12 protein-coding genes are annotated in these 13584 nt (G+C 60.1%); 3 read left to right on the top strand and 9 right to left on the bottom strand.

What is annotated here, in order from left to right; all coding sequences use genetic code 11:
• Window positions 1-68: 68 nt before the first annotated feature.
• Together AWB64_RS05065 and AWB64_RS05060 are read left to right on the top strand one after the other, a co-directional pair.
• Window positions 69-1403, top strand: a complete 1335-nt coding sequence (locus AWB64_RS05065; RefSeq protein ID WP_060817517.1) for an ATP-binding protein — start codon at window positions 69-71, stop codon at window positions 1401-1403.
• Window positions 1400-1942, top strand: coding sequence for a response regulator transcription factor (locus AWB64_RS05060; RefSeq protein WP_060817516.1), 543 nt, complete (start codon window positions 1400-1402; stop codon window positions 1940-1942). Before AWB64_RS05065 ends, AWB64_RS05060 begins: the two co-directional genes overlap by 4 nt.
• A 77-nt stretch (window positions 1943-2019) precedes the next feature.
• On the opposite strand, the gene hslU is transcribed toward AWB64_RS05060, so the two are convergent.
• From hslU to AWB64_RS05010, 9 genes are all read right to left on the bottom strand, one after another.
• On the bottom strand, window positions 2020-3357 hold the full coding sequence (hslU, locus tag AWB64_RS05055) for an ATP-dependent protease ATPase subunit HslU (protein ID WP_060817515.1): 1338 nt from the start codon (window positions 3355-3357) through the stop codon (window positions 2020-2022).
• 16 nt (window positions 3358-3373) lie between these two features.
• Entirely contained in the window at window positions 3374-3910 is a 537-nt protein-coding gene (hslV, locus tag AWB64_RS05050) for an ATP-dependent protease subunit HslV (RefSeq protein WP_060817514.1), read from the bottom strand.
• A 397-nt stretch (window positions 3911-4307) separates the two neighbouring features.
• Window positions 4308-4727: an RNA polymerase-binding protein DksA gene (gene dksA / locus AWB64_RS05040; protein ID WP_060817774.1), complete on the bottom strand. Its 420-nt coding sequence runs from the start codon at window positions 4725-4727 to the stop codon at window positions 4308-4310.
• Window positions 4728-5479: 752 nt separating this feature from the next.
• A complete protein-coding gene (locus AWB64_RS05035; protein ID WP_060817512.1) occupies window positions 5480-6562 on the bottom strand; it encodes a CobW family GTP-binding protein in 1083 nt (360 codons plus the stop codon).
• 174 nt (window positions 6563-6736) lie between these two features.
• Window positions 6737-7942, bottom strand: a complete 1206-nt coding sequence (locus tag AWB64_RS05030) for a class I SAM-dependent rRNA methyltransferase (protein ID WP_060817511.1) — start codon at window positions 7940-7942, stop codon at window positions 6737-6739.
• 89 nt (window positions 7943-8031) lie between these two features.
• A complete protein-coding gene (gene xerC, locus AWB64_RS05025) occupies window positions 8032-8952 on the bottom strand; it encodes a tyrosine recombinase XerC (protein WP_060817510.1) in 921 nt (306 codons plus the stop codon).
• 1 nt (window position 8953) lies between these two features.
• On the bottom strand, window positions 8954-9673 hold the full coding sequence (locus AWB64_RS05020; protein ID WP_060817773.1) for a DUF484 family protein: 720 nt from the start codon (window positions 9671-9673) through the stop codon (window positions 8954-8956).
• 29 nt (window positions 9674-9702) lie between these two features.
• Window positions 9703-10587, bottom strand: coding sequence for a diaminopimelate epimerase (gene dapF, locus AWB64_RS05015; protein ID WP_060817772.1), 885 nt, complete (start codon window positions 10585-10587; stop codon window positions 9703-9705).
• 104 nt (window positions 10588-10691) lie between these two features.
• On the bottom strand, window positions 10692-11576 hold the full coding sequence (locus AWB64_RS05010; RefSeq protein ID WP_060817509.1) for a lipid A biosynthesis lauroyl acyltransferase: 885 nt from the start codon (window positions 11574-11576) through the stop codon (window positions 10692-10694).
• Window positions 11577-11865: 289 nt separating this feature from the next.
• On the opposite strand from AWB64_RS05010, the gene metK reads away from it, so the two are divergent.
• The gene (gene metK / locus AWB64_RS05005) at window positions 11866-13053 is read left to right on the top strand and encodes a methionine adenosyltransferase (RefSeq protein ID WP_060817508.1); all 1188 of its coding nucleotides are present in this window, start codon (window positions 11866-11868) and stop codon (window positions 13051-13053) included.
• Window positions 13054-13584 lie beyond the last annotated feature (531 nt).

The following is a 13584-nucleotide window of genomic DNA, read 5'->3' as shown; positions in this document are numbered from 1 at the left end:
CGATGGTGCGGCAATTCATCCATCGAGGCCATTAGACTATTCTGAAATTACGGGCGACGATTACTGAAATGCATCGAATCACGACCACGGGACGCGTCAATCTCGGTCATCTTTTCTGGCTTCGCAGTCTTGCGATCATTGGTCAACTGGTGACGATTGCTGTCGTACAGGCTTTTTATGGCGCGCATCTGCCAATGGCGGCAATGCTCACCATCATTTCGCTCGAAGTCATGTTCAACGCAATGACGTGGGTTCGCGTCATGCGCGCCCAGCCTGAAACGAACCTCGAATTGTTCGGACAACTTTGGGTTGATCTCGGGGCGTTGTCGGCGCTGCTGTTCCTGAGCGGCGGCGCGACAAACCCCTTCGTCACGCTGTATCTGCCGTCGCTTGCCATTGCGTCCGCTGTGCTGCCGTGGAACCTCATGGTCTGGCTGGCGTTGTTCGCCGTGGTTTGTTATGCGCTCCTCACCGTGAGTTATGTGCCGCTGAACATGGAAGATCCGCTGAACCTGTTCGAGTATTTCCGGACCGGGCTGTGGGTGAACTTCATGGTGAGCGTGGGCTTGATCGGATGGTTCGTCGCGCGGATGTCGCGGGCGTTGCGCGCGCGAGATTTTGCCCTGGCCGACGCCCAGGAGCGCCTTCTGCGCGACGAGCGCGCCGTGGCGCTGGGTGTTCAGGCAGCCACCGTCGCGCACGAGATAGGGACGCCGTTATCCACCATCGCCATGCTCGGCGAGGAACTGCGCGATTCGGCGCGTCACGACCCGCATCTCGCGCCGTATGCCGCCGACATCGAATTGCTCGAGCAGCAAATGAGCTTGTGCACGTCCGCGCTCGCGCGCCTGCGCAGCCGCGCGAGCGAGCCCGTGCCCCGGCAATCGCTGGACGACTGGCTGCATGGGTTTGTCGAACAATGGCGCTTGCGGCATCCGCACGTGCGCTTCGAACTGATTGAAGCCGAGGAACACAAGCGCGCCAGCTTATTCCTGAGTGATCCAGTCGCGGTCGGCCAGATCCTGACCATTCTGCTGGATAATGCGGCCCGGGCCAGCCGCGATTCGGTGACGCTCGCGACATCGGCGGCGCGGCATCTAGGCGAACCCGTGATTCAATTCAATGTACGCGACCAGGGTCCCGGCATTCCCGCCGGGCTGCGCGGCTCGCTTGGCGCAGCGCCCGTCGACAGCACGCAAGGCGGTCACGGCGTTGGCTTGTATCTGGCATTCTCAGCAGCAGCGCGGCTCGGCGGATCGATCGAGCTGACAGCGGCAAGCCCTCGCGGCACGCACGCCATCCTGCGTCTCGCCGACACAAGCGCCCCGGAATCGCGTGACACAGCAGCAAGGACGGATCGCGGCGTCGTCGCGACTCCCGTCTCCACGGAGAAAAGAGCATGAGCGACAAGAATTTTTTGGTTATCGACGACGATGAAGTTTTCTCGGGCATCCTCGCGCGCGGCCTGACACGGCGCGGCTATACGCCGCATCAGGCGCACGACGCCGCCACGGCGTTGCGTCTGGCGAACACGCAGAAATTCGGGCAAATCACGGTCGATCTGCACCTTGGCAACGATTCCGGGTTGACGCTCGTCGCACCGTTGCGCGATCTGCAACCCGATGCGCGGATTCTGGTGCTGACCGGATACGCGAGCATCGCGACGGCGGTTCAGGCCGTGAAAGACGGCGCCGACAACTATCTTGCCAAGCCGGCGAACGTCGAGACGATCCTGTCCGCGCTGCAGGAAGAGGCCAGCGAGCAGACGGCGGAAGAAGCGATCGAGCACCCCGCGCTGTTGTCCGTGGCGCGGCTGGAGTGGGAGCACATTCAACGCGTGCTGGCTGAAAACAGCGGCAATATATCGGCGACGGCCCGTGCGCTGAACATGCATCGGCGCACGCTGCAGCGGAAGTTGGCGAAGAAGCCGGTCCGGCAGTAAATGCGCGTGATGAAAAAAGACGGCACGCCTCTTCGATACTTCGAAATGGCGTGCCGCCCTTTGCTTGCTGAGCCCGGTTACAGCACGTAGCGCGACAGGTCCTCGTCTTCGGCCACATCGTTCAGGGCTTTATCGACATAGGCTGCGTCGATTTTCACGGGCTGTCCCGCGTGATTACCCGCCGCGAACGACACTTCTTCCAGCAGTTTTTCAATTACGGTATAAAGCCGCCGTGCACCGATATTCTCGGTCTTCTCGTTCACTGAATACGCAATTTCGGCCATCCGGCGAATACCTTCGGGGCTGAAATCGAGCTGGACATCTTCGGTTGCCAAAAGCGCCGTGTATTGCTTGACCAAGCTGGCGTCGGTGGTATTGAGGATGGCTTCGAAGTCTTCCACCGACAGCGAATCCAGTTCAACGCGAATCGGAAAACGTCCTTGCAATTCTGGAATCAGGTCGCTCGGCTTGGCCAGATGAAACGCGCCGCTCGCAATGAACAAGATGTGATCCGTCTTGATCATCCCGTATTTAGTGTTGATTGTGGTTCCTTCCACCAGCGGCAGCAAATCGCGCTGCACGCCCGCGCGCGATACTTCCGCGCCGCCTGCTTCGCTGCGCGACGCAATCTTGTCGATCTCGTCCAGAAACACAATACCGTTCTGCTCGACGTTCTGAACCGCCTTCGTCTTGACCTCTTCGTCGTTGAGCAGCTTGCCGGCTTCCTCGTCGGTGAGCAGTTTCAGCGCTTCCTTGACCTTCACCTTGCGCTGCGTCTTCTTGCCGCCGCCGATATTCGCAAACATGGAACGGATCTGGTCCGTCATCTCTTCCATGCCCGGCGGCCCCATGATGTCCATGCTCGCTTGCGGCGCTTCCACGTCGACCTCGACTTCCTTGTCGTCGAGCAGTCCTTCGCGCAGGCGTTTGCGGAAAGTCTGGCGCGTGCTGTTCGCGCTGTCATCGTGCGATTCGCCGGCGCCAAAACCCACGGCGCGCGCGCTCGGCAGCAGGATGTCGAGAATCCGGTCTTCCGCGCGATCGATTGCCCGCGAACGCACCTTGCGCATTTCCGTTTCACGCGTCTGCTTGACCGAAATCTCGATCAGGTCGCGCACGATGCTGTCCACGTCGCGGCCCACATAGCCGACTTCGGTGAACTTCGTGGCTTCTATCTTGATGAACGGGGCATCGGCGAGTTTTGCGAGACGCCGCGCAATTTCCGTCTTGCCGACACCGGTCGGTCCAATCATCAGGATGTTTTTCGGCGTGATTTCCTGGCGCAACGGCTCGGCGACTTGCTGGCGGCGCCACCGGTTGCGCAACGCGACGGCAACAGCCTTTTTCGCGCGGCCCTGGCCGATGATGTGTTTATCGAGTTCCGAGACGATTTCGGCGGGAGTCATGGTTGTCATCGTGGGTCCTTGTCTGTTACTCGATCGTCTCGATGACGCGATTGTGGTTCGTGTAAATACACATGTCGCCGGCAATGGTCAGCGCTTTTTCGACGATATCGCGCGGCGAGAGTTCGGTGTTTTCCGTCAACGCCTGCGCCGCAGCTTGTGCGTAAGCGCCGCCTGAGCCGATTGCGCAGATGCCGTTTTCCGGATCGAGCACGTCGCCGTTACCGGTGATGACAAGCGTGGTTTGTGCGTCGGCGGTGATCAGCATGGCTTCCAGCCGGCGCAACATGCGGTCCGTGCGCCAGTCTTTCGCAAGTTCGACGGCAGCGCGCGTCAGATTGCCCTGATGTTTTTCGAGCTTCGCCTCGAAGCGGTCGAGCAGCGAAAACGCGTCGGCCGTGCCGCCCGCGAAACCAACCAGAACCTTGCCGCCATAGATACGGCGCACTTTCTTGGCGCCGCCTTTCATCACGATGTTGCCCAGCGTCACCTGACCGTCGCCGCCTAGTGCGACCTTGCCGTCCCGTCGCACGGAGACGATGGTCGTGCCGTGAAATTGTTCCATGTGCATTCCTTTGAAAGCTGAGTGGGCGCCGGAGCCGCCGGAATCCTTGGGAGCGCGGGAGAGGCCGGGCGCGTGCGGCATTGCGCTCGACGGCGCTCTCGTCACGTCCGCGCTACAAAAGCGCGTCCTGTTCATTTTAGGGCGCAGGAGGAATTATCAAGCGGTGCCCGACGGCATCTTGCGTTCAATGGCTTTGGACAAACGGAATGTCTTACGAAACAAGCGTCGCCGCGCTCAGAAAGCGCGCGACAAAACAAAAAGGCACACGATTTTCGTGTGCCTTTTATCCACCTTCCAGGTAGCGTGATGCAACTTGCGGTCGGCGTTTCCAGTCGACTCTCACAGCCGACATGTTTCCCGCCGCGGTCGAAGCCGCAGCGCGCGCCGGCCTCGCGTCTCAGTCGCCGAATAACTTCTGGCGCAATTCGCGTCGTTCCTGGGCTTCGAGCGAGAGCGTTGCTGTCGGCCGCGCGATCAGGCGCGGAATGCCGATGGGTTCGCCGGTTTCCTCGCACCAGCCGTAGTCGCCGGACTCGATGCGCGCCAGCGACTGCTGTACTTTCTTCAGCAGCTTGCGCTCGCGGTCGCGGGTACGCAGTTCGAGGGCGTGCTCTTCCTCGATCGTCGCGCGATCCGCCGGGTCCGGGACAATGACGGTTTCCCGCAGGTTTTCCGTCGTCTGGCCCGCATTCTTGAGAATATCGGCCTGCAACTGCTCCAGTCGGACCCTGAAGAACGCGAGTTGATCGTCGTTCATGTAATCCTTGTCGCTCATCTTCAGGATTTCGTCTTCGGTCAACAATCGATTCGTCGTCATCTGGCTTGCTTCTTCAATGTGGGGCGATGTCGTTCGCCATCTTCGCGGTCGCTCGCCGCGCTCGCCGCCGCCGTTGTCGGGATTTCCCCGGGTTCCGGCGATACTCGCCAACAACTACTCCAGTCACCTCTCAGGCCAAAAGCCTGCACCTTCTGCGGTGCAAAACGCACCTTGCGGCCAATTCCCTTGGGACTGATTTTCAAGCGAATCGCCCGCCGTCCGATGTTCGGAACAACACCTACTGTGCACTTCCACCTTTTTGCCCGGGCGCCAGGTGGTTGGCCGTGTCAAATCGCCGTCGGCTTGTGCAGTCAGCGGAGGCACTTTCGTGCGCCTGGGTGAGCCTTGTGCGGGCAAACCCTTGACATCCGATGCTGGACCGTTTCCCCGGCCGGGCCAGTGGGGGCTGTATTGTAACTGAATCGCAATCGCGCACTACGCTCGCGCAAAACACTCCGGCGATTCGTTCGTTATCTCAAAAATATAACGCGGCGACGTTTAAAAAGCGATGGTTCTTGATGGCTGCGAGCACATATTGCAACGAGGACATCGCCAAAAATCGCCGGCCGCAGGTGTGGCTGCCGAGGCGCAGCGATTTTAGCCGCGTCGATGCGGTGAATTGGGTGCGCTGCGGGCGAGAAATAGCGAGAAAGGTGCCAAAAACGTGCGTTTTCGGAATTGAATCTGTAAAAAATGCGCAAAGCCGGATGAGGGCTTCGCGCCGATGTCAAATCAGACCGGACTGACGCGGATTAAACCAGACAGGCGGTCAGCCCGTCGATAATCAGATCCTGCGGCAATTCGATACCGATAAACACCATCTTGCTGTTCTTCTTTTCGATGGGTTGCCATTTTGCGGCGAGGTCACTGCCCATCATCTGATGCACGCCCTGGAAGACGACCTTGCGATCGACGCCCTTCATATAGAGCACGCCCTTGTAACGCAGCAGGCGTTCGCCGTAGATCTGCAGGATGCCGCCGAGAAAATCCTCGAGCCGGTTCGGGTCGAACGCGCGGTCACTGCGAAATACGAACGACTTGATCTTGTCGTCGTGATGCGCGTGGTGGTGGTTCGTGTGCCCGTGGCCGTGCTCGTGATCATGGCTGTGGTCGTGGCCGCAGGTTGCGTGATCGTGGTCGTCGTCATGAGCATGGTCGTGACCGTGATCATGGTCATGGTCGTCCTCCGCGAGGAAATCCGGATCGATTTCCAGCTTCGAATTCAGGTTGAAGCCGCGCAAATCGAAGATTTCCTTGATATCCGCGTCGCCGAAATTCACCACCTTGATGGCCGCGCGCGGGTTCATGTGCACGAGCCGATGCTTGAGTGCCTCGAGCGCGGTGGCATCGACGAGATCCGACTTCGTGATGAACAGGCGGTCAGCGAAACCCACCTGGCGCTGCACGACTTCGTGTTCGTCGAGCTGATGGTTGGCGTGCTTGGCGTCGACCAGTGTGATGATGGCGTCGAGCAGGAATTCGTCGGCGATGGTGTTGTCCATGAAGAACGTCTGCGCGACCGGACCCGGATTCGCGAGACCCGTTGTCTCGATCACCACGCGGTCGAAATTCAGTGTGCCAGCCTTCTTGCGCTCGGCGAGATCTTCCAAAGCGCGCGCCAGATCGCCGCGAATGGTGCAGCAGATGCAGCCGTTGCTCATCTGGATGATCTGCTCGTTCGTTTCCTGGACAAGGATCTCGTTGTCGATGTTTTCTTCGCCAAACTCGTTTTCGATCACGGCGATCTTCATGCCGTGCTGGTCATTCAGGATGCGCTTGAGCAGGGTGGTTTTGCCGCTGCCCAGAAAGCCGGTCAGGATGGTAACGGGAATCATGATGGTCGCCTGTTCTCTGGAGTCAAAGGTTGTTCGTGCAGCGTGTTTCTTGCCGGCGCGGGATGTCCGGGGACACGGAACCGGCCTCGAAAACACGCAGTCAGCCAATTATTGAAACATACTTGTCAAGAGGGTGCTTTTTATCGGATTGTCTGAGCTATCAACTATGGCTGCTCAAGCGATTTGCAACAATAGGCCTTTCAGGTATTCCCCTTCGGGAAACGCGGTCAAAAGCGGGTGATCGACGCCCGCGCCGAGGCGCTTCAGAATGCGCGCGTCGACCTTCGCATCGGCGGCGGCGCCCGCCACGATCTTCTGGAACAAATTGGCGTCGATTGCGCCCGAGCACGAATACGTGAACAGCAGGCCGCCCGGGCGCAACAGCTTGAACCCGGTCAGGTTGACGTCTTTGTAAGCGCGCGCGGCCCGGTCCACATGCTCTCGCGATGGCGCGAACTTGGGCGGATCAAGCACGATCAGGTCGAAGCGCTGGCCTTCCTCATTCAATCGACGCAAGGTCTTGAAGGCATCGGCGTCCAGCCATTCGGCGAGCGCCGGGTCGAACCCGTTCGCTGTGACATTAAGCTGCGCGAGGGCGAGCGCGTCGCCGGAAGAATCTATCGAGACGACGCGCTTTGCCCCGCCTTTCAATGCGGCGAGCGAAAAACCGCCCGTGTAGCAAAAGCAGTTGAGGACGTCGCGCTCGGCGGCATATTCCCGGACGAGCGCGCGGTTGTCGCGTTGGTCGATATAGAAGCCCGTTTTATGGCCGCGTTCCACGTCGATGTGATAACGGACGCCGCCCTCGTTCGCGATCATGAGCGCCTCCGGCGGAGAATCGCCGGCCAGCACGCCGGTAATGGGCTCGAGACCTTCCTTTTGTCGAATGGAGACATCGGAGCGTTCGTATGCGTTCGGGCAACCCGTTGCGCCAACCAGTGCCTGTACGATCGCTTCCTTCCACATTTCCACGCCGGTCGCCATGAACTGGCAGACCAACTGGCCGCGCCGGGTTTCATCGTCGGCAATGTAGTAGTCGACAATCAACCCCGGCAGCCCGTCCGCCTCGCCGAAAATCAGCCGGGTGGCGCCGGTGCCGCGCACCATCGTTTGACGATGGGCGATCGCCCGCTGGACGCGCCGCTTGAAAAAGGCGTGATCGATGGGCTCCGTTTCGTCGAAACTCCAGACGCGCGCGCGTATCTGTGACACAGGACTGTACGACCCGCGAGCCAGGAACCGGCCCTCGTGCGAACGGATCAGCACGGTCGCGCCGGCTGCGGGCTTGCCCTCCACATGCTCTATGGCATTCGCGTAAATCCACGGATGGCGGCGCGCGAGCGACTTGTCTTTCGCCGGTTTCAGCGTAATGGTGTTCATTCGACCTTCTTGTGAACGCGCTGACGGGTAGGGAGCAGCCACGCTTTGATGTATCTGGCCACTTGTGCAGGCGAGCGGGCAGCGTTGCGTTAGTCTCGCTTTTTAGCGCGAGGATGGGCCTGGTCGTAGACGCGCGCCAGATGCTGAAAGTCGAGAGACGTATAAACCTGCGTCGCCGTGATGCTTGCGTGGCCGAGCAGTTCCTGCACGGCGCGCAGATCGCCGCTGGATTGCAAGACGTGAGTGGCGAACGAGTGCCGCAGCACGTGGGGATGCACGTTCGAAGGCACGCCGGCGAGCAAGGCCATGCGCTTCACGCGGTCGCGCACCACGTTCGGCGTCATCCTGTTGCCGCGCACCGACAAAAACAGCGCATGCGGGTCGAGCTTCACAAACTGCCCGCGCACCTCGATCCACGCGCGCAATGCGGTGACCGCCTTGCTGCCGACCGGCACGGAGCGTCGGCGGTTGCCCTTGCCGAGCACATTCACTTCGGCGCTCGCCAGGTCGAGCCAGCCCGCCGACGAATACCCTTCAGATTGCACGAAATGAACGTCGAGCCCGACCAGTTCGGCAAGACGCAGACCGGACGAATAAAACAGTTCGAGTATGGCGTGATCGCGCAATGCCTCGGGCGTATCCGCCTGAGGCGCTTCCATTAGGGCGTTGGCGTCGTCGACGGAAAGCGCCTTGGGCAAGCTCTTCGCGCGTTTTGGCGCTCGCACCGTGGCAACGGGGTTTGCCGGCATTTCCACGCGCTCGGCGAACCATCGGTAAAACGCCCGCCAAGCCGATAACCGGTGCGCAATCGAGCGTGCCGACAGTCCGCCGCCGTGAGCGCGGGCGACGGCGCTGCGCATATCCGTTGCGGTGAGGGATTCCAGTGCACGGCCGTTGGCGAGCTTCTTCAGCTCGTCGAGTTCGTGCGTATAGCCGCGCAGCGTGTGTTCCGATAACCGCCGCTCATGTTCGAGCATCGACAGATAGGCGGCTACCGGATCGGCGATCATGTCAGTGGGGCAGCAAGCGGCTAAGGGCGGCGCTGCCAAGCGTGCCGATCTGCGACAGGAAGTCCGTGGCCATGCCTTCGTGGAAACGGCGAGGGTCGGGCGAACCCATCACCAGCAGGCCGAACGCGGGCGCCTCCGGGCCGGCCGACGGATCGCGCAACGCAATCAACGCGATGGACTCGGTTGTGTTCGCGGTATCGACAACGCCGTCCGTGGTAGCCGAAGCCACCGACGCCGAACTCGCCGAGGTCAACCACTGCGCGGCTTCGAAGCCGGTGTTCGCGCCACAGTACGGCGTTGTCAGGCCGCTGGTAAAGGCGCGCACTTCTTCGCTTGTCGTCCTTGCGAACTCGGCTTGCGCGTACGGTTCCGCTACGTCCCACACGCGCAGCGCCGCCTGCGGAACTTCGAAGATTTCACAGAGGCCCGCGGGAATGGTCTTTGGCAGGGCGTGCGGATCGCGTTCGGACATGACGCGGATTGTCCACCGATGAAATTTCGCCGCAATGCTGTCGTTCTCGTGTCCGTAGCGCAGCAATTCGGCGAGCCGGCGCTCCATCTGCTTGTTTTTGTCGCGCAGCATTTCCATCTGCCGTTCCTGCAGCGACACGGCCGACTTGCCGTGCGGATTGGATAGCCTGATGGTTCCCAGCAGTTCAGCGTGGGCCGCGAAGAAATCTGGATTGGCCAGCAAATAGTCAGCGACTTCTCGTTCGGTCATGGTATCGGGCAACATCGGGTTCCTGGCGGTCAGTCGGCTGTGGCAAGGTCGGAATGAAGCTCGATCTCGCCTTGAAATACGGTGGTGGCCGGGCCGGCCATGAAAAGCGCAGCGTCCGGATTGCGCGCGCCGTCCCAGGTGATGGTCAGCATGCCGCCGCGTGTCTGGACCCGCACCGGCGAATCGAGCAGACCGCGGCGGATGCCCGCTGCAACGGCCGCACAAGCGCCTGTACCGCAAGCAAGCGTTTCGCCCGCACCACGCTCGAAGACTCGCAACTTTACGGCTCCCCGGTCCACGATCTGCATGAAGCCAGCGTTCACACGATTCGGAAAACGCGCGTGATGTTCGATCAAAGCGCCTTCAGTCAGTACCGGCGCAGTCTCTACGTCTGCAACGACCTGCACAGCGTGGGGGTTACCCATCGAAACGGCAGAAATCCAGCGTGTTTCGTTTTGCACGTCGAGCGGCCAAAGCGTATCGGCGCCTTCGGTGCGGCCTTCCAGTCCTTCAGCATTGAACGGCACCCGCGCGGGTTCGAACTCGGGACGTCCCATGTCCACCACCACGTCGCCGTTTTCCTGCATGGTCAACACGATCACACCTTGCTGCACCTGGACGCGCACGCTCATCTTGCTTGTAAGCTTGCGGTCGCGAACAAACTTCACAAAACAGCGAGCGCCGTTGCCGCAATGTTCGACCTCGCCGCCATCGCAATTAAAAATGCGGTACTTGAAATCCACACCGTCGATGTCCGGCTTCTCAACCAGCAGCAACTGGTCCGCGCCCACGCCGAAGTGCCGGTCCGCGAGCGCGCGCACTTGCGCCGCGCTCAATGAGAGCGGTTTGGAGTAGCCGTCGAGCACGACAAAGTCGTTGCCCGCGCCGTGCATTTTCGTGAATTCGAGTTTCATGTCGCTATTGTAAGTGACGCGAAGGATACGCATACACTAGGCCGAATGGGGGATGGGCCCGGATTCATGCAGCAATCACGGGCCGTTTCCTCGATACTGAATCGTCAGTAAAAGCCGGGTTCGCCCGGTGGCCGCGTTTTGAAGCGCTTGTGCACCCAGTAGTACTGCTCGGGCATGAGGCGTACCTGTTCTTCCAGGAACGCGTTCATTCGGCGCGCGTCCGCATCGTCGTCGCCGGTCGGGTAGTTGTCCCACGGCTTGAACACCTTGAGCTTGTAACCCTTGTAGTTCGGCAGTACTTCGCCCACGAACGGCATGATCTGCGCGTGGCCGGTCTTGGCCAGTCGGCCAACGGCGGTAAGCGTGCAGGCCTGCACGCCGAAGAACGGCACGAAGGTCGAGTTGCGCATGCCGTAGTCCATATCGGCGCCGAGCATCACGGGCTTGCGATCACGCAACCAGCGCAGCACGATCCGGGCGCTGTCGGCGCGGCTTGCCATTTCGGCATCGAAACGACCACGCTGTTTCTTCGCCACGTCGTCGAGCATCTTGTTGGACATCGGTTGATACAGCGATCCGCAGGTCCGGTGCAGTTCGTGGTTGATCCAGACGGACGCCGCTTCAATGGCGACAAAGTGAAAACCGAGCAGCAAGGTCGGTGGCATGTCGGGGTCGAGCAGATCGACTTCGCTTTCCACCTGGATCAGCTTCGCGAGCTTTTCGGCCGAGCCGAACCATTGCACGCTGCGCTCCACATAACTGCGGATCGCGTGCCTGAAATGTTTTTGCGCGACTTCTTCGCGGCGTTCGGGCGTCCATTCCGGGAAGCACAGCGTCAGATTGATGTGCACGATCCGTTTCCGATGGCTCGGAATCTGATAAAGCAGCCAGCCGAGTGCGTCGCCGAAACGCGCGGTGATACCGTACGGAATGAGCGCCAGCAGCTTCAGCAAACCGACCGCGAGCGCGACCCCTATGCGACCTGCCATGCGACGCTCCCGAGAGTCGTGAGGACGAATCTTTCACCGTACCGGGAAGCGTTCCGGACATTGCGTGGATGAGGGTTTATCTTGATTGGCAGCAAACGGTCGGCCTGTGACAAATTAGAGAAGCCGCTATAATAAAACCTTCGCCGAGTTAATGGACAACTTGCGGGGCGAAGCCGGAACGTGCTTGACGGTGCGTTTCGGACCATGTTTTCCGCTAAAGCGTCGCCGCTTCAGACTCCAAACGAAGTCGGCTACGTGAGCTAACCCGTACCTAACTGGAGTCTGAAGCGTGTCAAACAATTACTTCTTTACATCTGAGTCCGTCTCTGAAGGCCATCCCGACAAGGTAGCCGACCAGATTTCGGACGCCATCCTCGACGCCATCCTGGCGCAGGACAAGTACTCGCGCGTCGCGGCCGAAACGCTTTGCAACACCGGGCTGGTGGTGCTCGCGGGCGAAATCACCACGCAAGCGAACGTCGACTACATCCAGGTCGCGCGTGACACAATCAAGCGTATTGGTTACGACAACACGGATTACGGCATCGACTATCGCGGTTGCGCGGTGCTCGTGGCCTATGACAAACAGTCGCGGGATATCGCGCAGGGTGTCGATGCCGCGCACGACGACAACCTCGACCAGGGCGCAGGCGACCAGGGCCTGATGTTCGGCTACGCATGCGACGAAACGCCCGAATTGATGCCGCTGCCTATTCATCTGTCGCATCGTCTGGTGGAGCGTCAAGCGAATCTGCGTCGCGACGGCCGCCTGGACTGGCTGCGTCCGGACGCGAAGTCGCAAGTCACCGTGCGGTATGTGGATGGCAAGGCGCACAGCATCGATACAGTCGTGCTCTCCACCCAGCATTCGCCGGATATTGAATTGAAGGCGCTGCGCGAAGCGGTGATCGAAGAGATCATCAAGCCTGTGCTGCCGGCCGAGTTGATCAAGGGCGACATCAAGTTCCTGGTGAATCCGACCGGACGTTTCGTGATCGGCGGTCCGCAAGGCGATTGCGGCTTGACGGGGCGCAAGATCATTGTCGATACATACGGCGGCGCAGCGCCTCACGGCGGCGGCGCATTCTCGGGCAAGGATCCGTCGAAGGTCGACCGTTCGGCTGCGTATGCGGGACGTTATGTCGCGAAGAATATTGTCGCGGCTGGCCTGGCTTCGCGATGCCTGATCCAGGTGTCGTACGCCATTGGCGTCGCTCGACCGACGTCCGTCATGGTGAACACGTTCGGCACGGGCCGCGTGTCGGATGCCAAGATCCAGGAACTCGTGCTCGAGCATTTCGATCTGCGTCCGAAGGGCATCATCCAGATGCTCGACCTGCTGCGTCCGATCTACGAAAAATCGGCGGCATACGGTCACTTCGGCCGCGAAGAACCGGAATTCACGTGGGAAGCGACCGACAAGGCGCTGTTGCTGGCAGAAGCTGCCGGTACGGAACCGGTGACGGAAACGGCCTAAGAAATCGTTGCATAAAAAAGCCCGCCGGAACGCTGCAGCGTTCCGGCGGGCTTTTTTTACTTTGGTTTAAGCGCGTCTTACTTTTTCGATTCCAGAAACGATCAACGTGCGGCAAATGCAAACCACCCGGCGCTGGCGGAAAGCCTGCGCGGCCGGCGGCTTGACATATTTATTGCGCCAGGCACTGGTTTAGGTTTTGAAACCGGTGCGCGTAATTGCACTCGCTTTCGCAATAAAGCTTTAAGCGCTGATTGTCGCGATGCAGCCCTTAATCGAAGATTTGAAAAGAAACCATGAAACCAGGAACGGATACCATCGACTGGATGGGAATTTTCAAACCGTCCTGCAAGTAATTGGGTACGCGCCGAATGGTGGCGCAAGGCGCGAACGACTCGGCGTCCTGCGGGGCGTGCCGCGCGAACAGCAGCACGCGTAAGACGATTGGCGAAACGGATATTCATGGGTCTCACATACTCGGGTTTGCCAAGGCGATACCCGACAGTAGTCGTATCAAAAAAAGCGTTCAACAGT

Source organism: Caballeronia sordidicola (genome assembly GCF_001544455.2).
GTDB classification, from domain to species: domain Bacteria; phylum Pseudomonadota; class Gammaproteobacteria; order Burkholderiales; family Burkholderiaceae; genus Caballeronia; species Caballeronia sordidicola.
The sequence above is the reverse complement of the archived record's forward strand: the minus strand, read 5'-3'. Positions and strand labels throughout refer to the sequence as shown.